General features: G+C 72.9%; 21 protein-coding genes and 2 pseudogenes. 19 read left to right on the plus strand and 4 right to left on the minus strand.

Annotated elements, in window-relative coordinates:
• Positions 1-40: 40 nt before the first annotated feature.
• Positions 41-1,204 (plus strand): annotated as a pseudogene (locus AB0M35_RS11015) (adenylate/guanylate cyclase domain-containing protein); the annotation flags it as partial.
• A 102-nt stretch (positions 1,205-1,306) separates the two neighbouring features.
• On the opposite strand, the gene AB0M35_RS11020 reads toward AB0M35_RS11015, so the two are convergent.
• From AB0M35_RS11020 to paaI, 3 genes and pseudogenes are all read right to left on the minus strand, one after another.
• Positions 1,307-1,648: a hypothetical protein gene (locus AB0M35_RS11020; RefSeq protein WP_363744027.1), complete on the minus strand. Its 342-nt coding sequence runs from the start codon at positions 1,646-1,648 to the stop codon at positions 1,307-1,309.
• Between the two features lie 96 nt (positions 1,649-1,744).
• On the minus strand, positions 1,745-2,311 hold the full coding sequence (locus AB0M35_RS11025; protein ID WP_363744029.1) for a dienelactone hydrolase family protein: 567 nt from the start codon (positions 2,309-2,311) through the stop codon (positions 1,745-1,747).
• A 198-nt stretch (positions 2,312-2,509) separates the two neighbouring features.
• Positions 2,510-2,884 (minus strand): annotated as a pseudogene (gene paaI / locus AB0M35_RS11030) (hydroxyphenylacetyl-CoA thioesterase PaaI); the annotation flags it as partial.
• 217 nt (positions 2,885-3,101) lie between these two features.
• On the opposite strand from paaI, the gene AB0M35_RS11035 reads away from it, so the two are divergent.
• Positions 3,102-3,446, plus strand: coding sequence for a methyltransferase (locus AB0M35_RS11035; protein ID WP_363744031.1), 345 nt, complete (start codon positions 3,102-3,104; stop codon positions 3,444-3,446).
• Between the two features lie 59 nt (positions 3,447-3,505).
• Here AB0M35_RS11035 and AB0M35_RS11040 read toward each other — a convergent pair whose 3' ends face one another.
• Positions 3,506-4,720, minus strand: coding sequence for an MFS transporter (locus AB0M35_RS11040; RefSeq protein WP_363744032.1), 1,215 nt, complete (start codon positions 4,718-4,720; stop codon positions 3,506-3,508).
• A 164-nt stretch (positions 4,721-4,884) separates the two neighbouring features.
• Between AB0M35_RS11040 and AB0M35_RS11045 the strand changes: the two genes are divergently transcribed.
• The 17 genes from AB0M35_RS11045 (at position 4,885) to AB0M35_RS11125 (ending at position 20,368) form a co-directional block, all read left to right on the plus strand.
• Positions 4,885-5,865: a LacI family DNA-binding transcriptional regulator gene (locus AB0M35_RS11045; RefSeq protein WP_363744034.1), complete on the plus strand. Its 981-nt coding sequence runs from the start codon at positions 4,885-4,887 to the stop codon at positions 5,863-5,865.
• A gap of 150 nt (positions 5,866-6,015) precedes the next feature.
• Positions 6,016-6,840 carry a DUF3153 domain-containing protein gene (locus AB0M35_RS11050; protein WP_363744036.1) on the plus strand — a complete coding sequence of 275 codons (825 nt, stop codon included), beginning with the start codon at positions 6,016-6,018 and terminating at the stop codon, positions 6,838-6,840.
• An 80-nt stretch (positions 6,841-6,920) separates the two neighbouring features.
• Positions 6,921-7,256, plus strand: coding sequence for a hypothetical protein (locus AB0M35_RS11055; protein ID WP_363744038.1), 336 nt, complete (start codon positions 6,921-6,923; stop codon positions 7,254-7,256).
• A 13-nt stretch (positions 7,257-7,269) separates the two neighbouring features.
• On the plus strand, positions 7,270-7,878 hold the full coding sequence (locus AB0M35_RS11060; RefSeq protein ID WP_363744040.1) for a glycine zipper family protein: 609 nt from the start codon (positions 7,270-7,272) through the stop codon (positions 7,876-7,878).
• On the plus strand, positions 7,875-8,564 hold the full coding sequence (locus AB0M35_RS11065) for a carboxypeptidase-like regulatory domain-containing protein (protein WP_363744042.1): 690 nt from the start codon (positions 7,875-7,877) through the stop codon (positions 8,562-8,564). Before AB0M35_RS11060 ends, AB0M35_RS11065 begins: the two co-directional genes overlap by 4 nt.
• Before the next feature lie 28 nt (positions 8,565-8,592).
• Positions 8,593-9,834 carry a phage tail sheath subtilisin-like domain-containing protein gene (locus AB0M35_RS11070; RefSeq protein WP_363744043.1) on the plus strand — a complete coding sequence of 414 codons (1,242 nt, stop codon included), beginning with the start codon at positions 8,593-8,595 and terminating at the stop codon, positions 9,832-9,834.
• Position 9,835: 1 nt separating this feature from the next.
• Positions 9,836-10,315, plus strand: coding sequence for a phage tail protein (locus AB0M35_RS11075; protein ID WP_363744045.1), 480 nt, complete (start codon positions 9,836-9,838; stop codon positions 10,313-10,315).
• A 466-nt stretch (positions 10,316-10,781) separates the two neighbouring features.
• Positions 10,782-11,738: a hypothetical protein gene (locus tag AB0M35_RS11080; RefSeq protein WP_363744047.1), complete on the plus strand. Its 957-nt coding sequence runs from the start codon at positions 10,782-10,784 to the stop codon at positions 11,736-11,738.
• Complete coding sequence (locus AB0M35_RS11085) at positions 11,738-12,478, plus strand: hypothetical protein (RefSeq protein ID WP_363744049.1); 741 nt, start codon at positions 11,738-11,740, stop codon at positions 12,476-12,478. The genes AB0M35_RS11080 and AB0M35_RS11085 overlap by 1 nt, the downstream gene beginning before the upstream one ends.
• Positions 12,475-14,070 carry a phage baseplate assembly protein V gene (locus AB0M35_RS11090; RefSeq protein WP_363744051.1) on the plus strand — a complete coding sequence of 532 codons (1,596 nt, stop codon included), beginning with the start codon at positions 12,475-12,477 and terminating at the stop codon, positions 14,068-14,070. The genes AB0M35_RS11085 and AB0M35_RS11090 overlap by 4 nt, the downstream gene beginning before the upstream one ends.
• A complete protein-coding gene (locus tag AB0M35_RS11095; protein ID WP_363744053.1) occupies positions 14,070-14,408 on the plus strand; it encodes a hypothetical protein in 339 nt (112 codons plus the stop codon). Before AB0M35_RS11090 ends, AB0M35_RS11095 begins: the two co-directional genes overlap by 1 nt.
• The gene (locus AB0M35_RS11100) at positions 14,405-14,890 is read left to right on the plus strand and encodes a GPW/gp25 family protein (protein WP_363744055.1); all 486 of its coding nucleotides are present in this window, start codon (positions 14,405-14,407) and stop codon (positions 14,888-14,890) included. The genes AB0M35_RS11095 and AB0M35_RS11100 overlap by 4 nt, the downstream gene beginning before the upstream one ends.
• Entirely contained in the window at positions 14,887-17,481 is a 2,595-nt protein-coding gene (locus AB0M35_RS11105; RefSeq protein ID WP_363744057.1) for a putative baseplate assembly protein, read from the plus strand. The genes AB0M35_RS11100 and AB0M35_RS11105 overlap by 4 nt, the downstream gene beginning before the upstream one ends.
• Positions 17,462-18,103 (plus strand): phage tail protein, encoded by a 642-nt coding sequence (locus AB0M35_RS11110; RefSeq protein WP_363744058.1) that lies wholly within the window; start codon positions 17,462-17,464, stop codon positions 18,101-18,103. Before AB0M35_RS11105 ends, AB0M35_RS11110 begins: the two co-directional genes overlap by 20 nt.
• On the plus strand, positions 18,100-19,020 hold the full coding sequence (locus AB0M35_RS11115; RefSeq protein WP_363744060.1) for a hypothetical protein: 921 nt from the start codon (positions 18,100-18,102) through the stop codon (positions 19,018-19,020). Before AB0M35_RS11110 ends, AB0M35_RS11115 begins: the two co-directional genes overlap by 4 nt.
• A 105-nt stretch (positions 19,021-19,125) precedes the next feature.
• Complete coding sequence (locus tag AB0M35_RS11120; protein WP_363744062.1) at positions 19,126-19,581, plus strand: hypothetical protein; 456 nt, start codon at positions 19,126-19,128, stop codon at positions 19,579-19,581.
• Between the two features lie 16 nt (positions 19,582-19,597).
• A complete protein-coding gene (locus tag AB0M35_RS11125; protein WP_363744064.1) occupies positions 19,598-20,368 on the plus strand; it encodes a hypothetical protein in 771 nt (256 codons plus the stop codon).
• Positions 20,369-20,441 lie beyond the last annotated feature (73 nt).

Consider the following 20,441-nt stretch of genomic DNA (forward strand, 5'->3'; position numbering starts at 1 on the left):
GTCGACCCACACGGGGGAGAGGCGGGTGCGTCTCATGCCAATGTCCACCATCGTCCCTGCTTGCGGACCGACCAGCCGAACGCGCTGGTCGGCGACCGAGGAGCGGCGAACCGTCACCGTGCTCTTCGTCGACATCATCGGCTCGACCAGACTGGTCGACCGGCTCGATCCGGAGGACGTCCGCGCCCTGCAACGGGTCTACTTCGGCACCGTCGCCCGGGTGCTGCGCCGCTGGGACGGCGCCGTGGAGAAGTACGTCGGCGACGCCGTGATGGCCCTGTTCGGCGCGCGAAGCGATGACGGATGGCAGGCGTACCGGGCGGTGCGGGCCGGTCTGGAGATCCAGCGGGCACTCGACCGTCGTACCCCGGCTGTGGCCCCCGGGCTGCGGGTGCGGGTCGGAGTGGCCACCGGCGAGGCGGTGGTGGACCTCGGGGTCGGGCACGACGGTGGGCACGGTGTGGCCAGCGGCGCGGTCATCACGCTGGCCGCCCGGTTGCAGGAGTACGCGCCACCCGGCGGGGTGGCGCTCTGCGCGACCACGCACCGGGCCGTCGCCGGGCTGATCGCCCAGCAGCCGATACCGGCGGTGACCGTGGCCGGTAAGGATCTGCCGATCGACGTCTGGCACGCCACCGGCACGCTGCGTCCCCGTCTGCTGCGGGCGGACGGCCCGCTGCTCGGCCGGCGTCGCGAGTTGGCCACCGCCCGGGAACAACTGACCCAGGCGGTACGCGGGCGCGGCCCACGGCGCCTGCTGCTGACCGGCACGCCCGGGACCGGCCGCAGCCGGTTGCTGCGCGAACTGGTCGGCAGCGTCCCCACAATGGACGGCGCAGCGGTGCGTTGGTGCGTGACGGCCTGTCCGCCGTATCCGGACGGCCCCCTGGCTCCCGTGGTGGACCTGCTCCGTGGACTTGCCGGCATCCGCGACACCGACGATCCCGGGACGGCACGCCGTCGACTGGCCACCGCCCTGCTTGATCAGGTGTCGCCGCAGTGCCTGGCGGCGGCGTTGGACGCGGTGACCGGATCGGCCGGCACGACCGGCGCCCGCGCTGCCGCCTGCTGGCGGGAGGTGCTGCTGAGCCTGGCCCGCCGGCAACCGGTGGTGGTGGCCGTCGACGATCTGGACCGTGCCGCGCCGGCGCTGCGCCGTCAACTGGACCTGCTGCTCGACCAGGCCACGGCCGACGGTCTGCCGCTGGTGCTGGTCGCGACCGGCACCGAGGATCTGGCCGGGTCGACCGGTCCTGCGGCCCGGGTGCCGTTGCGTCCGCTCGATGCGGTGACCACCGGTCGGTTGCTACGTCGGCTGTTGCGCCGCGCCGGGCGGCCGACCGGGTTGGTACGACAACTGATCCCCCTCGTCGACGGCAACCCCGGGTACGCCGTGGCGTACGTACGCGCGCTCGGCGACGCGATGACGCCGCCACCCGTGCCGGAGAGTGTGCGCCGGATCGTCGACGCCCGGCTGGACCGTCTCGACGATCCGCTCCGGGTCGCCCTGATGGCCGCCACCGTCCCGGCCCACTGCTCGGCGACGCACCTGGCGCGCACGCTGGGCTGGTCGGTGGGCCGGGCGCGATGGGCGCTGCACGCCCTGGCCGTGGCGGGCCTGCTCGTCGCGCTGCCGACCGGCGGTCACCGGTTCACCGATCCGGTGCTGGGCGAGGTCGTGGCCGCCCGGCTGACCCGGGCGCGACGGTCCACCTTCGCCCGCCGGGCCGCCACCGTCGAAGGATCATGGGCCGGCCAGGAAGGCCAGGACACGGTTCCAGGTGAGGTCGGCGGCGATCGGGTCATGATCGACCACGGTCGGGTCGGTGAACAGGTGACCCGCGCCCGGGTAGTGGTGCACCACGACGTCGGCGCCGGCAGCGGTCATCTCCCCCTGCCACTGGGTGACCTCCTCGGGCGGGTCGTAGGCGTCCGGATCGGCCAGGTGCAGTTGGATCCGCAGGCCGGGCCGGACCGCCTCCGGGGCGCCACCGGTACCGTGCAACAGCAGCAGGCCGGCGGTGTCGGGGCGCTCGGCGAGCAGCGCGCCGGCCACCCCGGCGCCCATCGAGAATCCGGCCAGTACGGTCTGCGGCGGCAGGCCGTCGAGCGCCGCGCGGGCCCGGTCGAGGACGGTCTGCTGACCGATCCGGCCGAGCAGGGCGAAGCCCTCCTCGACGGTGTCGACGGCCGGTACCCCGTACAGGTCGGGCACGTGCACCTGGTGCCCGGCGGCGTGCAGCCGGTCGGCGGCGGCCAGCACGGCCGGACGCAGTCCGTACACGGAGTGGAAGAGCGCGACGTCTGCCATGCGGACATCCTGCCCGACATCCATGACCGCCCCGGCCCGCCGCGCGGCGCGGCGGGGCCGGCCCGGCATCCGGCCGGCCGGCACGGACGCGGGACAGCCGGCCGCGTGGCGGGTCGGGCTCGGCCCGGTGGGTCAGCCTCGGTGGCCGGTGGCCGAACCGACGTTGCGTTCCCCAGGCACGGGCGGGTCGTGCCGAGCCGCACCCGGGCGCAGGGACCGGCTGTGGCCGCGGAACTCGGCGACCACCTCCCCGTCCTGCCGGGTCACCGTGACGTCGTAGATCCCGCTGCGCCCGTACCGGGTGCGCTCGGTGGCGCGGGCGAGCAGCAGGTCGCCCTCGTGCGCCGGGCGGACGAAGGTGATCTCGCCACCGGCGGCGACGGTGGCCGGTCCGTGGCTGTTGCAGGCGAGCGCGAAGGCGGTGTCGGCGAGCAAGAACACGAAGCCGCCATGGGCGATCCGATGCCCGTTGACCATCTCGGCGGTGATCCGCATGCGGGCGACCGCCGCGCCACCGCCGGCGGTGACCAGTTCGATTCCGAGGCGGTTCGATGCGACGTCGGCGTCGAACATCTCATGCGCTGCGGTGCGCTGCGGTTCCACCGGACTCCTGACGCCGTCAGTCGGGCGTACCCCCGCCCTCGGACGACCATCATGTCATCGCCGGTAGCAGGGGCCGCCGGCATCCGCCGACGGCCCCAGGATCATCGCCCCGCCATTGTCTCCCAGTTGCAAATCTTTGGCAACAAGCCTGGACATGGTTCCGGCAATGTAAGTAGCGTGCCCCGCCATGAGTACTTACATCTCCGAGATCGACGCCTGGCAGGAGAGCTGGGACCGGCAGCAGGAGGCGTACCTGCCGGATCGGGAGCAGCGCTTCGCCGCCATGCTCGACGCGGTCGACGCCATCCGCGACACCGCGCCGCCCCGGCTGCTCGACCTGGCCGGCGGCACCGGCACCATCTCGCTGCGCGCGTTGCGCCGCTTTCCCGACGCCGAACTGACCCTGGTCGATCTCGACCCCGCCCTGCTCGCCCTCGCCACCGCCACGCTCGGTGACCGGGCCAGCATCGTCACCGAGGTCGGCACCCTCTGGCGCGCCGGCCCGGACGCCGCTGTGGTCGCCGTCCGATGACCGACCGATCTTGGTACGAAAGCGCCCCTCCACGGGCGGTTTCGTACCAAGATCTCGACTCAGCGTGGGTGGCGCGCGGCGGGAACGAGGGCGAGGGTGGGTAGGAGGAGGATGGGGACGACCAGTAGTGCGCGCAGCGTGCCGACCTGGTCGCCGAGCAGGCCGAGCAGGGGCGGCCCGGCGAGGAACGCGGTGTAGCCGATCACCGCGACGACGCTGACCCGGACGTGGGCGTGCTCCTCCTCGTCGGCGGCGGCGCTCATGCCCACCGGGAAGCCGAGCGAGGCACCGAGACCCCACAGCACCACACCGACCACAGCGACCGGACCGGAACCGGCCAGCACCGCCAGGCCGGCCCCGACGATGGCGAGCACGATGGTGACGGTCAGCACCGGCCCTCTCCCCCACCGGTCCAGCGCCACCGTGCCGAGGGTGCGACCCACCGTCATGCCGACCACAAAGACGCCGAAGACCGCCGCGCCGGCCGCCTCGCTGAAGCCGTACCCGTCGATGAAGGCCACCGCGAGCCAGTCGTTGGCGCTGCCCTCGGCGAAGGCCACCGCCAGCACCAGCAGGCCGATGAGCAGCGTGCGCGGCTCCCGCCAGGCGGCGAACAGGCGCCGGCGACGGTCAGCCGGGGTGCTGGGCTGCGCCTCCGGCTCGGCCGCCAGGAACGCCCGCGCCCCGAGCAGGGTGCCGCCGAGCACCAGCGCGGCCAGGACACTGAGGTGTACGCCGATCGGCACACCCAACCGGGCGGCACCGGCACCGATTCCCGCACCGGCCACCCCACCGAGACTCCACGCGGCGTGGAAGCGGGGCAGCACCGTACGCCCGAGCCGTCGCTCGACGGCCGCGCCCTCGATGTTCATCGCCACATCGCAGCTGCCGGAACCGTAGCCGAGCGCGAACAGGCCCAGCGCCACCCCGGGCAACGAACCGACGACGCTGGCCGACACCCCGGCGACGGCCAGCCCGACCGTCAGGATCAGCGTGGACAGGACCACCGCGCGGGCCGCACCGAGACGCTGGGTGACCAGGCCGGCGGTGGGCATGGCGACGATCGCACCGATGGACATGGCCAGCAGGAGCAACCCGAGGCGCCCGGGGGTGAGGTCGAGGCCGTCGCGGACCGCCGGTACCCGGGCGAACCAGGTGGCCACGGCCAACCCGTTGAGCGCGAACACCACCGCCACGCCGTTGCGGGCGGCCAGCACGGGGCGGGACGGGCCGGGACCGGCCGGCGGGGCCGTGGGAATGGCGGTGGGATCCACGTGCTGCGTTCCTCTCCTGGGGGCTGACCCTCATTACGATCACACACCTGGGAGCGCTACCAGCACAATCGGGCACCGCTCCTTACCGGCAGGCCCTCCGGCCGGGCATGATGCGATTGGGCACCACGTACGGGGCACGGAACCAGGCAACGGGGAGCACAACCATGACGATGGCACACCGGCCCGCCACCCTGGAGGACGTCGCCCGGGTCGCCGGGGTGTCCCGGTCGACGGCGTCGCGGGTCCTCGCCGACAGCGGATTCACCTCACCGATCGCACGGGAGCGGGTGCGTACCGCCGCCGACCGGCTCGGCTACGTGCCCAACGCGGCGGCCCGGGCGCTGGTACGTGGCGCCGGCGTACGCCTGCTGGTGGCGGTGGCGGGCGCCACGCCGGGGGTGCTCGACGACAGCTACATCCACCAGGTGGTCAGCACCACCGCGCAGGTCTGCGCCCCGTACGGACTCGGAGTGACGGTCGAGTGGGTGCCGCTGGACGAGCCGGGACAGCTCACCCGGCTGGCCGACGATCGCGGAGTCGCCGGGCTGCTGCTGGTCAACACCACCGAAGCGCTGCTCGACCTGGTACCGCGCCGGCTACGCGGGCGGACGGCCTCGATCGGGATCGGCTCGGCCGCCGTACCGTCGGTGGACATCGACAACGGCGGCGGCACCGCGGCCATCGTCCGGCACCTGTACACCGCCGGCCGGCGACGGATCGCGATGGTCACCGGCCCTGCCTGGCTGACCTGCGCCAGCCGTTCGACGGAGGCGTACCGGGGGGTGCTGCGCGAGGCCGGTCTGCCGGTCCGCGAGGTGGCCGGTGACTTCACCGCGGCGCGCGGCCGGGCAGCCGCCCAGGAGGTGCTGCATCGCTGGCCGGACACCGACGCGATCGTGGGGAGCAGCGACGCGACCGCGCTGGGGGTGATCGACCAGCTGCGCACCGACGGCGTACGGGTGCCCGCCGACGTCGCGGTGACCGGGTTCGACGACATCCCGCTGGCCTCGGTGACCGCTCTGACCACGGCGAGCCATCCGGTACGGCGGATCGCCAAGGCGGCCGCGAGCATGGTGCTGGAGCAGCGTTCGGCACCGCCGGTGACCGTGTTCCCCTCGTCGCTGGTGCTGCGGGAGAGCGCCTGAGCGTCGCCGGCCAGATGCCAACCCTTCAGAATATCGATTCCTGCGCTTTGCACCCTCGGGTAAATGTGACTGACCACCGGTAAGATCGGCGACTTGCTTATGACTGATCGCTGACTGATGGGTCGGACGGAAAGCGCACACACTGTGCCCATGAGAAGTGGGTTCGGGCGCATCAAGACACTCCACGGTGTGGTGTGCCTCGTCCTGCTGGCGGCCCTTTCCGGCTGCATGCAGCTCAACATCGGGCTCACCGTCAAGGCCGACGACACGGTCAGCGGGCAACTCCTGCTGACCGCCGAACGCAAGGTCCTGACCTTGAACAACAAGACCGTCGAGCAGGGCTTCGCCGACCTTCGGCAGAACATCCCGGCGCTGCCGCCCGGCCCCGAGACCCCGTACGCGACCGACACCCACTTCGGATTCCAGATCAACTATCAGAACGTTCCTCTCGATCAATTCGACAGCGAAAGTCTGAGCATCGTCCGGGCGAACGACCGCTACGTCTTCACACTTCCGCTCGATCCGAACAAGTACGGCGGAAAAGTGGCCGAACAGGACCCGGAAAACCAAGCCAGGTTCATGTTGTTGATGTCTTTCGAGATCGCCGTGACCTTCCCCGGCCGCGTTCTCGACGTCAACGCGGGCGGTCAGGTCAACGACCGGACGGTGACCTGGCGGGTCAACCCCAATCAGCCGAAGCCGGCCGAACTACGTGCCGTGGCCGAGGCGCCGCCCCGGCCGTCCGCACCCGCGAACGCCGACGACGCCGACGGCGGGGTGCCGTGGCTGCTCATCGCCGCCGGTGCGGTGGTGTTGCTGCTCATCGCGCTACTCGTCGTACTGCTGCTGCGCCGGCCCCGGGCGGCCGGCACGCAAACCGGCGCACCGAGCGACCCGCACCCGGACACCGATCCGCGAGCGGGTGGTCCGGCCGCGCCGAGCACCACGATTCCCGGTTCACCGGGTGCCGGCTGACCAGCCGGCCGTCGCCCGCCCGAGCGGTCGGGCGACATCCTCCTCCCACCCCGCACCACCGCCACGAAGGGAGATCGGCGATGAACGATCTCTTCACCTGGGCCGCGTTGGGCAGCCTCACCGGCGCGAGCGCCGCGACGCTGCTCACCACAAATGTCATCGGGGGCCTGATCGGCCCCAGCGCCGACAAGGCGCGCAAGTGGATCGCGCTGGGCATCGCGCTCGCGCTGTCGTACCTCACCGCGGCCTTCGCCACCGACGTGGGAGCGGAAAAGTGGATCATCGCGTTCTTCAACGGCCTGGTCATCTTCTCCGCCGCGCTCGGCATCAACCAGTTGCCGCCCGGCAACCGGCAGGCGACGCCGACCCAACTGGCGCAGGGCAACGAGCCCCGCTTCATCCGCTCCTGGGCCTGATCGGAGCAGTGCCATGGTCTTCGGCATCATCAGCGCCGCCGTGCACGTCGCCGCCGGCGCGGTACTCGGCCAACTCGTCGGCGGCATCGTCGGGTTGCTCGTCGGCGCCGCCCTCGGCCTGCTGGTCGGTGGCGTCTTCGGCTGGGCGATCGCCTCGGCCCGGGTGTACGGACCCGACCCGCGCGGCGTGTTCCTGTTCGTGGTCGACCACACCTGGAGCCTGCTGAACACCCTGGTCGGCGCGGTGTACCTCGCCGTACACCTGGTGTTCGGCCACTCGCTGGACCGCACCACCTCTGCGCACAGCTGCCGGGTCAACGTGCTGGAGGGGGTCTCCCCCCGGTACGCCACCACGCTCGGCACCGTCTGCGCCGGTTCCGGTCCCGGCATCCAACGGCACGAGGACGTGCACGTCTTCCAGGCCCGACTGCTCGGGCCGCTCTACATCCCACTGGTCGTGGCCAACTACGTGCTGTTCACCATCGCGCCGGTGTGGCTGCTCTACCACGATCACGCGGGCGCGCCGATCAACCGGTTCACCCGCTACTTCGAGATCGGCGTCTACCCGCACGTGTGGAACGAGGCCATCGCGTACCGCATCCAGGGGACGCCACCGCGATGAGCGCAACCGGTCCGATCGAGGGCGCCACCGCCGACCTGACGGCGTGGCTGGCCGGGGCGGCGGGCGCCGCCGTACCGGTCGGCCCGCCCGGGCCGGACACCGATCCCGCCGGGCTGACGCTCTGGCCGCTGGAGCTGCGGCCGATGCGGCAGACCCGGGGCAGCGGCGGATCGGAGCCCTACCGGTTCACCGTCCGCTACCTGCTCGCCGTGGGCGGGCCGGAGGCTCTCGCGGCACTGGACCGGGTGCTGGTCGCGGCCACCACCACGGGCGGTCACACGCTCACCCTGGAGGCCGGCGACCCAACACTGTGGACGGCGTTCGGCACACCGCCCCGACCGGCGCTGCTGATCGACGTACCGGTGCAGATCACCCCGGCGAATCAGCCGGCCGCGCCGGTCCTGCACCCGCTGCGGCTACGACAACTGGACATGCTGACCTTCGACGGTCGGGTCGTCGGCCCGGCGCAGCAGCCACTCGCGGCGATGCGGGTCGAGGTCGTCGGTCAGGCGTACGCGACCCGGACCGATCCGGCCGGCCGCTTCCGGATCGTCGGCGTACCCCACGACCCCGAACGACCCGGCCCGGTCCGGCTCCGGCTCACCGGCCGGGGGCAGGTGCTCACCGCCGAGGTCGACCCGACCGAGCCCGACATCGTCATCGTCTGCGCCCCGCCGGCCAGCTGATCCGCCGACCCCGACCTCGGGAGGACCGATGCCCACCTACTTCTCGCCCGGCATCTACGTCGAGGAGGTGCCCGGTGCCGCCCGGCCGATCGGACCGGCCGGTACCAGCACCGCCGCCTTCGTCGGTGTCGCGCCCGACCGCACCGCGCACCTCGGCGAGGCGCTCGCCGTCAACAACTGGACCGACTTCCTGCGCCTGTACGCCGACGGCGACGAGTTGGAGAGCACCCCGTTGGCCCGTGCCGTCTTCGGTTTCCTGGACAACGGCGGCACCCGCTGCTGGGTGGTCAACGTCGGGGAGGGCGGCTCGGTCACCGGTACCGGCCGCAAACGCGCCGGCCTGGACCTGCTGGAGGCGGTCGACGAGATCTCCATCGTGGCCGCACCCGGGTTCCACGACCCGGTCTCCCACGAGGCGCTGCTGAGCCTGGCCGAACGCACCCGCGTCATGGTCGCCATCTGCGACCCGCCGCCCGACGTCGACGACATCTCCACCCTGACCCGGGTCGCCACGCCCGGCTCGACCCGCCCGGCCAAGCCCGCCGACGCCGCCGACCCGGACGCCCCCGCCGGCTCCGGAGGTGGGACGGGTGGTGGCCCGGTGTCGTACCGGCCCCGGCAGTCGGACTTCGGCGCCCTCTACTACCCCTGGCTGCGGGTGCGCGATCCGCTCTCCGGTGAGCTGGTGCTCACCCCGCCGAGCGGGCACGTCGCCGGCATCTGGGCCCGCACCGACGCCCTGCGCGGGGTGCACAAGGCGCCGGCGAACGAGCCGGTACGCGGCGCCGTCGACCTGGGCCACCTGGTCACCCGGGCCGAGCACGACGTGCTCAATCCCAAGGGGGTGAACGTCATCCGCTACTTCCCGGGCGAGGGCATCCGGGTCTGGGGCGCGCGTACCCTCGCCGCCGAGGCCAGCGAGTGGCGCTACCTGAACGTACGCCGGCTCTCCATCGCCATCGAACAGGCCATCGCCAACGGCACCCGCTGGATGGTGTTCGAGCCGAACGACTTCACGCTGTGGCGCTCGATCCGCCGCGACATCGGCGCCTTCCTGACCCGGGTGTGGCGCGACGGCGCGCTGCTGGGGCGTACGCCCGAGGAGGCGTTCTTCGTCAAGTGCGACGAGGAGACCAACCCGGCCGACGTACGCGACGCCGGCATGGTGGTCGCCCACATCGGCATCGCCGTGGTGAAGCCGGCGGAGTTCGTGGTGTTCAAGCTGAGCCAGTGGGCCGGCGGCACCGAGACCGAGACGATTGGAGGCTGACATGCCCACCACGGCCACTCCGCAGCCGGGCGCCCCGGTCGACCCGTACCGCGCGTACAACTTCAAGCTGCTGGTCAACGGCGTGACGAACGGTCACTTCACCGAGGTCAGCGGCCTGGAGGTGAACATCCCGGCGGTGGCGTACCGGGAGCAGGGCAACGACCGGATCCGGATGATTCCCGGCCAGGTCGAGTACGGCCCGGTCACCCTGCACTTCGGCCTCACCTCGTCGCGCGAGTTGTGGGACTGGGTGCACGCGGTCGCCCGCGGCACGGTGAACCGCCGCAACGTCTCGGTGGTGCTGCTCGACGCCGCCGGCACGGCGGAGGTGCTGCGTTGGAACCTGATCAACGCATGGCCGACGAACTGGCGCGGCGCGCACCTGAACACCCTCAACCAGGAGATCGCCATCGCGGCACTGACCCTGCGCTACGAGAGCCTGGAACTGGAGGCCGGTGGTGCCGCGCCGACGACCGCTTAGCCGGCTGGCCGACCTGCTCCGGTCCGCGGCACAGGCCGTGGACCGCGTCGCCGGCCCGCCGGTCCCCGGCCCCGACGGCACGGCCGGCTCAGCCGACGCCACCGGTCTCCCCCGACGTCCGGGCCGGCCACCGGAGCACTGGCTGCGAGTGGTCGAGGCACACGCCCCGGGGCTGCTGCGCGACCTCCCGCCCGACGGCCCGCCGCCGGACACGGGAACCCCTACGCAAGGCAGGCCGGACGACGGCGACACGGTCGTCTCACCCCACGGCCCGACCGGTCCGGACGACGGCCCGCACCCGGCACCCGGCGATACCTCCACCGGCCCCTCTGCTCTGCTTCAACCAACGCAACAGCCACTGTCCGGATACCGGACACCGGGCGTTGCGTGGAGTGAAGCAGCGCAAAGGGGGGTCGGCGAGGTCGCTCGGGGCGCTGCGGGGCAGCCCGAGCCGGCGAGGGCTGCCGTGAGTCCGGGCGAGGCCGGTCGGGTGGCGCCGGACGGCATCGATGCGACGACGCCACGAACCGGTGAAGCGGTTCCAACGTGCGGCGCAGCCAGTACCGCAGAGGCCGGCGGACCGCGCTTCGCCGACGAGGACAAGGCCACGCCCCGGCGGCTCGGCGGGCCGGATGCCGGCGCGTCACACCCGACACCACGGCTGCCAGCCTCCGGCCGGCGGGAGGGGACGGCGGACCCGCTGTCGTCGAACCGGGCTCGGCTGCGTACCGACGGCCAGCCGGGCACTGTTCCGGTGCCGGAACGAGGCGGATCTGGCGGGTGGCACGGCGGCAGCCATCCGGCCCGGACCGGTCGCTGGCTCCGGGCGGTCGATGCCCGTCACACCGCCGACGACACGGACCCGGCAGTCACTCCACCCCCGACCGGGCACGAATCGGCCACCCGCCCCACGGCGGACCACCAGCCCGACAGCACACCCACGTCCGGGCACCCGAGGCGACCCACCGACGGGCACGAACACCCAGGACGACCCACCGACCGGCACGCGCCCAGCAGCCGACTCGCCGGCGGGCGCGAGCTGTCCAGCCGGCCGACCACGGGATACGAGCCCGCCGGCCGCCCCTCGGTCCGGTACCGGCCAGGCGGTCGAGTCGTGGCCGGGGACGGGCTGTGGCCCGGCGGTGGAGTACCGGCCGGTGTCGAACCGACAACCGATGACAAATGGACAACCGTTGGCGAGCGGGGCACCGGTGTCGAACGGTTGACCGGTGTCGAACGGGCCGCTGGTGGCGGGACGCTGTGGCCGGACCTCGACCCTTCGGGCTGCTCGGACCGCCGGTGGCGGGTGGACGGTCCGTGGCCGAGGTTGCCCGACGACGCTCCCCTGTGGTCGGTGCCCGATGCCTCCGGCGACGACGGCGCGCATCGACGTCGGCTCGACCGGGAACAGGCGGGTGACTGATGGAACGGGTGGCCTTCCTCATCGACGCCACGGGTGAGCGCATCGACTGCCTGCTCAACCCGGAGAGTGTCCAGGTGACCCGGCTCGCCGGGGTGCGTCATCGGGGCAGCGCGGGCACCCAGCTCACCGGGGCCGGGCGGGCCGACGACCCGTTGGTCTTCACCGGCGGTGGGCGTACCGAACTCGTCCTCGACCTGCTGTTCGACACCGACTTCGCCGAGGGTCAGGTGCGGCCCGCCGACGTACGGGAACTCACCCGGCCGTTGTGGCTGCTCGCGGAGAACTCGGCGGTGGAGCACGGCTGGGTCCGGCCTCCGCTGGTCCGGCTGGTCTGGGGCAAGACCTGGAACGTGCCGGGGGTGATCGTCGCCGTCGCGGAACGCTTCGACGCGTTCACCGCCACCGGGTCACCGCGTCGGTCCTGGCTGCGCCTCAAGCTGGTCCGGGTCACCGAGGACGCCGACCGGGCCCGGGAGGGCTTCGCCGAGGAGTTGGCCGCCGCGCAGACCCCGGCCGTCGCGCCGGGCACGGCCCTGGTGGCCGCCGGCGACGGCAGCGGGACCGCCGACTCCTCCGGCGTACGCTTCGATCTGCTGGCGCACGACGCGCTCGGCTCGCCGCTGCGCTGGCGGCTGTTGGCCGAACACAATCGGATCACCGACCCGCTCGCGGTGCCCGCCGGCACCGCCCTGGCCGTGCCACCGCTACCCGAGACCGCCACCGCAGGGGGCGGACGGTGACCGGGGTCGCGCCTCGGGCGCTGATCGTGCTGCTCGACGGCGTGGCGCTGCCCGAGGCGCTGGCCGGCCAACTGCGTACCGTCCGGGTGGCCGCCCGGCTGAACCGTCCCACCCAGTGCGAGGCGGTGTTGGCCGCCGGTCCCGGCACGGCGGCGCTGACCGGTCCGGTGCGTCTCGGCGCGAGCCTGGACGTCCGCCTCGACGGTCAGCCGGAAATCCTGTTCAGCGGCGAGGTCACCGCCGTCGAGGTCGAGTACGCCGCCGACGGCGCCGCGACGCTGCGGGTCCGGGCCTACGACGCGCTGCACCGGCTGCGCAAGCGACAACGGCTACAGGTCTTCGAGTCGGTCACCGTGGCCGAACTGGCCGGTGAACTCTGCGCCGACCTCGGGCTGCACGTCGACGCGGAGTGCGACGGGCCACGGCTGGACCGGTTGGCCCACCATCGCCCCAGCGACCTCGACCTGCTGCTGGCGGTGGCCGGCCGGGCCGGGCTGCACCTGACCGTCCACGACGGCGTGCTGCGCCTGGTGACCCTGGACGGTCACGGCGAGCCGATCCCCCTGGAACTCGGCCGTCAGGTACACGGCCTGCGACTGTCGGTCAACGCCGACTCCGCCACCGGCGAGAGCACCGCGTTGGGTTGGCACCCACAGCGGGCCGAACCGATCGCGCAGAGCGCCGCCGCACCTCGCTGCGGGCGCCGTACGCCGGTGGAACCGGATCCGGCCGACGTCGGCGCGGACGGTACCCGCACCGCGCTGGACCAGCCGGGCCGCAGCGACGACGAGATCGCCGCGCTCGCCCAGGCCCGCCTGGACGTCCGGGCCGCCGCCCTGGTCACCGCCGAGGGGACGGCGGAGGGTGATCCGGCGCTACGGCCGGGACGCCGGGTACGCCTGAGCGGGGTCGCCGAGGCGGTGGCGGGCACGTACGTCCTCACCGAGGTGGTGCACACCCTCGACGGGAACGGGCATCTGACCCGCTTCTCCACCGTCCCACCGCCGGCACCGCCGGCCGGGCCACCCGCACCGGCGGTGGTCACCCTGGGCACGGTCACCGACGTGGCCGATCCCGACGGGCTGGGCCGGGTACGGGTGGAGTTGCCCGCCTACGGCGATGCCGACGCCGGCTGGCTCGGGGTGCTCTGCCCCGGGGCGGGTCCGGGCAAGGGCCTGGTGGCGCTGCCCGATCCGCGTGACAACGTGCTGGTGGCGCTGCCCGGTGGCGAACCGGCCTCGGGCGTCGTACTCGGGTCGCTGTTCGGCGCGGTCGAGCCGTACGACACCGGGGTCGACGACGGGCGGGCCCGGCGCTGGTCGCTGCGGACCGCCGGCGGCCAGCAGGTGGTCATCGACGACGTGGCGCGCAGCCTGCGGTTGAGCACCGAGGCCGGCAGTTGGCTGGAGTTGACCCCCGAGCTGGCGACCTTGCACGCCGCCACCGACCTGGTGCTCTCCGCACCGGGCCGGGCGATGGTGGTGCGGGCCCGCAGCGTCGACTTCCTGCACGCCGAGGCGGTCGAGGAACCGGACACCGCCGCCGAGCGGGCCCGCACGCTGGCCCGCGCTCATCATGAAGGAGGCGGCTGATGCGTTGGATCCACCGCGATTCGGTGATCAGGTGCGTGCACGACGGCCGGGTCCGCAATCAGGCGTCGCAGCAGTGGGTGACGGTGGCCGGTGTCCCGGCGCTGGTCGCCGAGGACCCGATGGGTCGGGAGATCGTCGCCTGCCCCAACTACGGCACCACCGTGAAGCCCTGCACGAAGACCGAACCGGTGCGGGCCGGCTACAGCGGCTGGGTACGCGTCGACGGTCGGCCCGTCGTGCTGTCGCACCTGGAGGGGTTCACCGACGGCAGCCCACCGGGCCAGTTCAAGTACCGGGTGCGCGATCCCCGGCAGCGGTTCGTGGGGGCCGACCGGTGAGGGCGATCAGATTCGTCGGTGCCGGCTTCGACCCGGGTCGCAGCGGCGGGCTCGGGTTGACCGCGGCCGGCGGGCTGGCCATGACCGACGGCGACGAGACGGTACGCCAGGCGCTGTTCCTGCTGTTGTCCACCACACCGGGTGAGCGGCTGATGCGGCCCGGCTACGGCTCGCGCCTGCACCGGCTGGTCTTCGCGCCGAACGACGACACCACCGCCGGCCTGGCCATCCACTACGTACGGGCGGCCATCGCCCGTTGGGAGCCGCGGATCGACGTGCTCGACGTCGACGCCGGCCCTGATCCGGACGACCCTTGGCGGCTGCTGATCCGGCTCGACTACCGGATCCGGGCCAGCCTCACGCCGGGCCAGCTGGTCTTCTCCGTCGACCTGCTGCCGGCCGACGACGAACCCACGCCGACTGTCGAACCCGCCGTGGGGCCGGCGGCGGAACCCGGCACCGACGCGGAGGAGGCGCGATGACCCTACCCGTGCCGCACCTGGACGACCGCAGCTTCCTCGATCTGGTCACCGAGGCCCGGGAGCGGATCCAGCAGTCCTGTCCGGGCTGGACCGACCTGTCCGCGCACGATCCCGGCATCGCGCTGCTGGAGGCGTTCGCCCACCTCACCGAGGTGATGATCTACCGGCTGAACCAACTGCCGGAAAAGGCGTACGTCTCGTTCCTGAACCTGCTCGGGGTGACCCGGCACGCCCCGACGGCGGCCTGGGCGGACGTCCGGTTCACCCGTTCCGGGGCGGACGACGCCGCGTTGCGGATCCCGGCCGGTACGCGGGTGGCCGCCGCCCGGGGCGCGGACCCCCGACCGGTCGTCTTCGTCACCTGTGAACCGGCGTCGCTGCCCGCCGGGCAGCACGAGGTGACCGTCCGGATGCACCACTGCGAGCTGGTCGAGGCGGAGCTGTTGGGTGTGGGCACCGGAGCGCCGGGGCAGGTGCTGCGCGCGGCGCGTGCCCCGCTGGCGCGTACCGCCGAGGCGTTGGACCTGCTGCTCGGTGTCGAGGTGCCGACCGGGTCGGTGGAGTTGGGCGCGGCGGCCCGGGAACACGAGGGCCGCACCTTCGAGATCTGGCGGCCGGTGGACAGCTTCGCCGGCCTCGGCCCGCAGGACAAGGCGTACCTGATCGACCGTTGCTCGGGCACGATCACCTTCGCCCCGGCGCTGGACCTGCGCACCGCCGACCCGGGGTCGCCGGGCTTAGACGGACCGGTCGCGGCGGTGCCGCCGGCCGGACGGCAGGTGCGGCTGTGGTACCGCGCCGGTGGCGGACCGACCGGCAACGTGGCGGCGGGCACGCTGACCAGCCTGCGTGATCCGTTGCCCGGGGTGAAGGTGGTCAACCCGCTGCCGGCGGTCGGTGGCCGGGAGATGGAGGCCATGGAGTCGGTGCTGCTGCGCGGGCCGTACGCCTTCTTCGCCCAACAGCGTGCGGTGACCGCCCGCGACTTCGAGGTGCTGGCCACCGCCGCCGGTGGGGTGGCCCGGGCCCGGGCCTTCACCCGGGCCGCCGTCTACAGCTTCGCCCGACCGGGTGAGGTGGAGACGGTGCTGGTGCCGTACGTGCCGGCCGAGGCCCGGCCGGGCGGCGGGCTGCCGGTTCAGGTGCTACGCGAACACGAGGTGGAGGAGACCCGGCTGCGGGTCGAGGCGGACCTGGGGCGGCGCCGCTCGCTGGGCACCACCTGCCGGGCCAGTTGGGCCCGGTACAAGGCGGTGTCGATCCGGGCCCGGGTGGTGGTCCGCCGGGAGGAGGACGTCGATGCGGTCCGCCGACGCATCCACGACCGACTGCACCAGACCCTCAGCCCGTTGCCCACCACGCTGAACCCGACCGGTTGGGCGTTCGGCGAGCCGCTGCGCGCGTCCAACGTGTACCGGTTGCTGGAGCACGCCGAGCCGGGGGTGCGCTACGTCGAGTCGGTGCGGTTCGTGGTGGACGAGGCGCCGGACAACCAGGTGCGTACGCTGGCCGCCGACGAGTACCAGCCGAACACCTGGTACGCGGGCAGCGCCTCGGTGCTGTTCCGCTCCACCAACGCCGGGGCAGGTTGGGAACCGGTCGGCCGTTTCGACGGGGAGACCGTGCAGCGGGTGGCTCCCGCCCCCGCTCCGGTCCGGCCGGGCATCGGGTCCCGCCCCGGCTCGGTGGCGGTGGCGACCGTACGCGCCGGCGGTGGCTCGCGGGTGCACCTGAGCACCGACCTGGGGGAAACCTGGTCGCTGCTGGCCGACCTGGATTCGCGGATCAGCGACCTGGCCTGGATCGACCGGGATGCTGCGGGGTCGCTGCTGGTCGCCACCGACACCGGCCTGTACGAGGTGTCCCTGCTGCCCGGCGCGGTGCCGTTGCAGATCCTGGTCGACCCGGCCGACGCCGACCGGGGTTTCTACGCGGTGCGGGCGTTCGTCTCCGAGCGCGGCGCCCCGGGGGTGGCGGTGGCGGCACAGGCCGGTTTCGGGGTGTACCTGTCGGGCAACGCCGGCCGACCCGGCAGCTTCACGCACGTCGGCCTGGCCAACGTGGACAACCGGGTGCTCGCCGTGCAGTACGACGGTCCGGCCACCCTGTTGTGGAGCGGCGCCGGGGAGCCGGACCCGAAGAAGCCCGGCCAGGGCTGTTTCCGGGCCCGGCTGTTCGAATCCGACGTGAAGTGGCAGGCGGTACAGGCCGGCTGGATCGGCGGGACCTGCCGGGATCTGGCTTTCAGCGGCAGCGTGGCGCTGGCGGCCACGCAGAGCGGAGGCGTGCTGCGGTTGGACACCCTGGCCGGGCAACCCCAGTGGGCGTCGGTGTCGGTCAACTGTGGGCTGCCGCTGCGCGACCGCACCCGGTTCGTGCCGGTCGACGCGGTCGCCGCCACCGCCGGGGCGCAGCGGCTGGTGCTGGTCGGCGGTGAACGGGGCGTGTTCCGCAGCGCCGACGCGGTGGACTGGTCGGCCAGCGCCAACCAGGCCACCGCCGACGTGGTGACCGTCCCGGACACCTGGTTGCTCTGCTCCGGAGAGCACGACATCGAGGTGGTGCGCCACGATGCGGCGAGCGGGCATTGAGCGGCTGCTGCCCGCGGCGTACCAGCGGGCGTGCGTGCCGGGCAGCGTGCTGTGGGCGCTGCTGGAGGTGATGGAGGGGCTGCACGCCCCGGACGAGGCGGTGCTGGCCGAGGTCGACGCCTTGTTCGCGCCGTACCAGGCGCCCGGCGCGATGGTGGCGTACCTGGCCCGCTGGGTGGCGATGGACCATCTGGTCGCCGCGCCCCGGCGGGACACTCCCCTGCCGCTGCCGTTGAGCCGGCTGCGGGACCTGGTGGCGCACGGTGCCCAACTGGCGGCCTGGCGGGGGACCCCGTACGGGCTGCGTACCGCCCTGGAGTTGGCCACCGGGGTCACCGGCTTCGTCCTCGACGAGCCGGCCGACCGGCCTTTCCACGTGGTGGTCCGGGTGCCGGCGGCGGCTGCCGGGCAGGTGGCCCTGATCGGGCGCATCGTCGAGGCGGAGAAGCCGGCCGCGGTCACCGCCGAGATCGTGGTCGATGCCACCGCGCCGGACCGGGTGATCGGTCGGGCCACCGTCGTGCCCGCTCCGGCCCACCCCGTCCCGACCGACACCCACCCGACCGACACCCACCCGGCCGTCGCCGACCCTGTCGATCCCGCTCCGGAGGAGCCGTCATGACCACCGAATGGACCGTCGTCGCCGCCGCCGAGCAGTTCACCCTGGACGCCCGCAACGCCGGGGAGCTGACCTTCACCGTCTCCAACCCGGGACTCGCGCCGGACACGGTGGTGTTCGACGTGGCCCCCGGCGAGGGGTCGCAGCGGGCCTGGTTCACCGTCACCGAACCGCAGCGGGTGGTGCCCGCACAGGGCTCGGTGTCGTTCCTGGTACGCCTGGCCGTGCCACCCGGGACTCCGCCCCGACGGTACGACATGACCGGCTTCGCCTACTCGGCGAACACCGCGCCGGAGGAGAGTTCCCGCTCCAGTGGCCGGGTCACCTACGAGGTGCGGGCGGTGGCGCCGCCGAAGCGTACGCCCTGGGCCTGGATCGCCGCGGCGGCGGCGCTGGTGCTCGTCGTCTCGGTCACGGTGGTGTTCCTGGTGACCCGGGATGAGGATCCACCGCCGGTGGCCCGGGTGGTGACCATCGAGGCGGAGACCCTGGTGCCCACCGCCGAGGTCGGGTCGCCGTCGAACTCCCCGGCGAGCGTGGCGGTGCAGGGAAACTGCTGCGAGGTGACCTGGTCGCAGGACGCCCAACTGTTCTTCCTGGGCCGGGCGATCAACGACCGGGTGACCGTACGGGTGGAACTGCCCGCCGAGGCGACCTGGCAGTTCTCTGCCGTGCTGACCACCGCGCCCGACTACGCCAACATCGTGTTCCTGATCGACGGCCGGCAGGTCGGTGACCCGTTCATCGGCTTCACCCCGAAGGTGCAGATCACCGACTGGCTCGACCTGGCCCGCGTCCGCCTCGCCGCCGGCTCCCACGAGATCACCCTGGTCGTGATCGGCAAGACCCAGTCCACCGACCGCTACTTCGCCGGCATGGACGCCATCCGTTTCACCGAACTCTCCCCACCCCAGCTCTAGTCGATCAAGAAGTTTGCGTCGGGCCGACGGCGGATCCTGACGCAAACCTCTTGATCGACAAGGCGAGGCCGAGGGTGATGGGAGAAGGGAGAGAGGAGGGTTGGGGTGAGCGGGAGGCAGAAGGTGTTGCTGGTGGGGCTCGGCGTGTTGGTGGTGGTGTTGTTCGTGGTGGCGGTGGGTGCGGGTCGGGATGACCGGGGCGACGCGACGGGGCGGCATTCGCTGGTGGAGTTGCTGGGGCGGGCCGCTGGTGGGCGCAGCGCCGTCGACCCGGCCGCCGTCGAGGCGGAGTGCGCCGAGGCGCCCGGCCGACTGGCGGTGGTCAACGACTGCGAACTGCGGGTCGCCGACCCGGGCGCTCTGCGCACGCTGGTCCTGCGCAGCCCGGGAGCGTTCACCGTCGAGGCACCGGCACCCGGCGGCGCCGACTTCACCGTGGCCGACACCGTCACCCCGGCGGACGACGGCACCGGCGCGGTGGCCCGGATCGCCGTGGACCGCCCGGCCACGGTGACCCTGCGCTGCCCCACGGGCTGCCTGGTCACGATCAGCCGCGACTGAGGCGAGGAGGACGCCGATGGGCGCATTACGCAGGCCGTTCCTGCTGCTGGCCATGCTCGCCCTGGTGCTGGCGGTCGGCGTCGAGGTCGGTGCCGGACTGTTGTTGGGCGGCTCGGACGCCGGGCCGGCGCTGGCCGGCAGCGCCGCCGACCTCGGGGTCGAGGTCGCCGACGTCAGCGGGGTCAGCGAGCCGTCCGGGCGGGGTACCAGTTATCTGGCACTGGTCGACGCGGCGGCGCTGTGGACCACCGGGCTGTTCTGCCTGGGACTGGTGCTCCCCGAACGGATCCACGGGCGGGTACAGGGCATCGCCACCCTGATCTTCTCGATCGTCCTGATCATCGTGGCGTTCCTGGCCCTGGTGATCGCCTTCGTCGAGCTGTCGATCATGGTTTCGCTGTTTCTGGCACCGCCGTTCGGCACACTGGCCTACCTGGCACTGTGGGGTTTCTTCCCGGTCGGGGACGCAGCCGTCCTACTCGGCCTGGTGCTGCTGCTCAAGCTGGCCTGGGCCGGGCTGCTGCTGCTCGCCCAGCCCAAGTTCATCCAGAACAAGGGCCTGGTGCTGCTGATCGGGACCAGCCTGCTCTGCACGGTGGTGTTGGAGTTCCTGCACCGCCTGGTGCCGGTGATCCTGGTGAGCATCCTCGACGATCTCGGCGCCCTCGTCTTCGCGGTGATCGCGATCATCTGGGCGTTGGTGCTGCTGATCGGGGCGATCCCGGCGATCGTCAAGGCGATCCGCGCCACCGCCGCCCTGCGCGCCGAGACCGACCCACACCGCTAGCGCGTGCTCCGGCAGGCCCGCGCCGGACTCGGGCGGGAGCCCGACGCGCACGGGCGAGCCTTCTGGAGCGCAT

Source organism: Micromonospora sp. NPDC051196 (assembly GCF_040682415.1).
In the GTDB taxonomy this organism is placed as follows: Bacteria; Actinomycetota; Actinomycetes; order Mycobacteriales; family Micromonosporaceae; genus Micromonospora.

Excerpts from the sequence above, each read along its gene's own strand:
- AB0M35_RS11070 (WP_363744043.1), top strand. The coding sequence starts at position 8,593 with ATGCCCACCTACTTCTCGCCCGGCATCTACGTCGAGGAGGTGCCCGGT.
- AB0M35_RS11105 (WP_363744057.1), top strand. The coding sequence starts at position 14,887 with ATGACCCTACCCGTGCCGCACCTGGACGACCGCAGCTTCCTCGATCTG.
- AB0M35_RS11115 (WP_363744060.1), top strand. The coding sequence starts at position 18,100 with ATGACCACCGAATGGACCGTCGTCGCCGCCGCCGAGCAGTTCACCCTG.
- AB0M35_RS11065 (WP_363744042.1), top strand. The coding sequence starts at position 7,875 with ATGAGCGCAACCGGTCCGATCGAGGGCGCCACCGCCGACCTGACGGCG.
- AB0M35_RS11035 (WP_363744031.1), top strand. The coding sequence starts at position 3,102 with ATGAGTACTTACATCTCCGAGATCGACGCCTGGCAGGAGAGCTGGGAC.
- AB0M35_RS11075 (WP_363744045.1), top strand. The coding sequence starts at position 9,836 with ATGCCCACCACGGCCACTCCGCAGCCGGGCGCCCCGGTCGACCCGTAC.
- AB0M35_RS11095 (WP_363744053.1), top strand. The coding sequence starts at position 14,070 with ATGCGTTGGATCCACCGCGATTCGGTGATCAGGTGCGTGCACGACGGC.
- AB0M35_RS11045 (WP_363744034.1), top strand. The coding sequence starts at position 4,885 with ATGACGATGGCACACCGGCCCGCCACCCTGGAGGACGTCGCCCGGGTC.
- AB0M35_RS11050 (WP_363744036.1), top strand. The coding sequence starts at position 6,016 with ATGAGAAGTGGGTTCGGGCGCATCAAGACACTCCACGGTGTGGTGTGC.
- AB0M35_RS11125 (WP_363744064.1), top strand. The coding sequence starts at position 19,598 with ATGGGCGCATTACGCAGGCCGTTCCTGCTGCTGGCCATGCTCGCCCTG.
- AB0M35_RS11060 (WP_363744040.1), top strand. The coding sequence starts at position 7,270 with ATGGTCTTCGGCATCATCAGCGCCGCCGTGCACGTCGCCGCCGGCGCG.
- AB0M35_RS11025 (WP_363744029.1), bottom strand. The coding sequence starts at position 2,311 with ATGGCAGACGTCGCGCTCTTCCACTCCGTGTACGGACTGCGTCCGGCC.
- AB0M35_RS11085 (WP_363744049.1), top strand. The coding sequence starts at position 11,738 with ATGGAACGGGTGGCCTTCCTCATCGACGCCACGGGTGAGCGCATCGAC.
- AB0M35_RS11055 (WP_363744038.1), top strand. The coding sequence starts at position 6,921 with ATGAACGATCTCTTCACCTGGGCCGCGTTGGGCAGCCTCACCGGCGCG.
- AB0M35_RS11110 (WP_363744058.1), top strand. The coding sequence starts at position 17,462 with ATGCGGCGAGCGGGCATTGAGCGGCTGCTGCCCGCGGCGTACCAGCGG.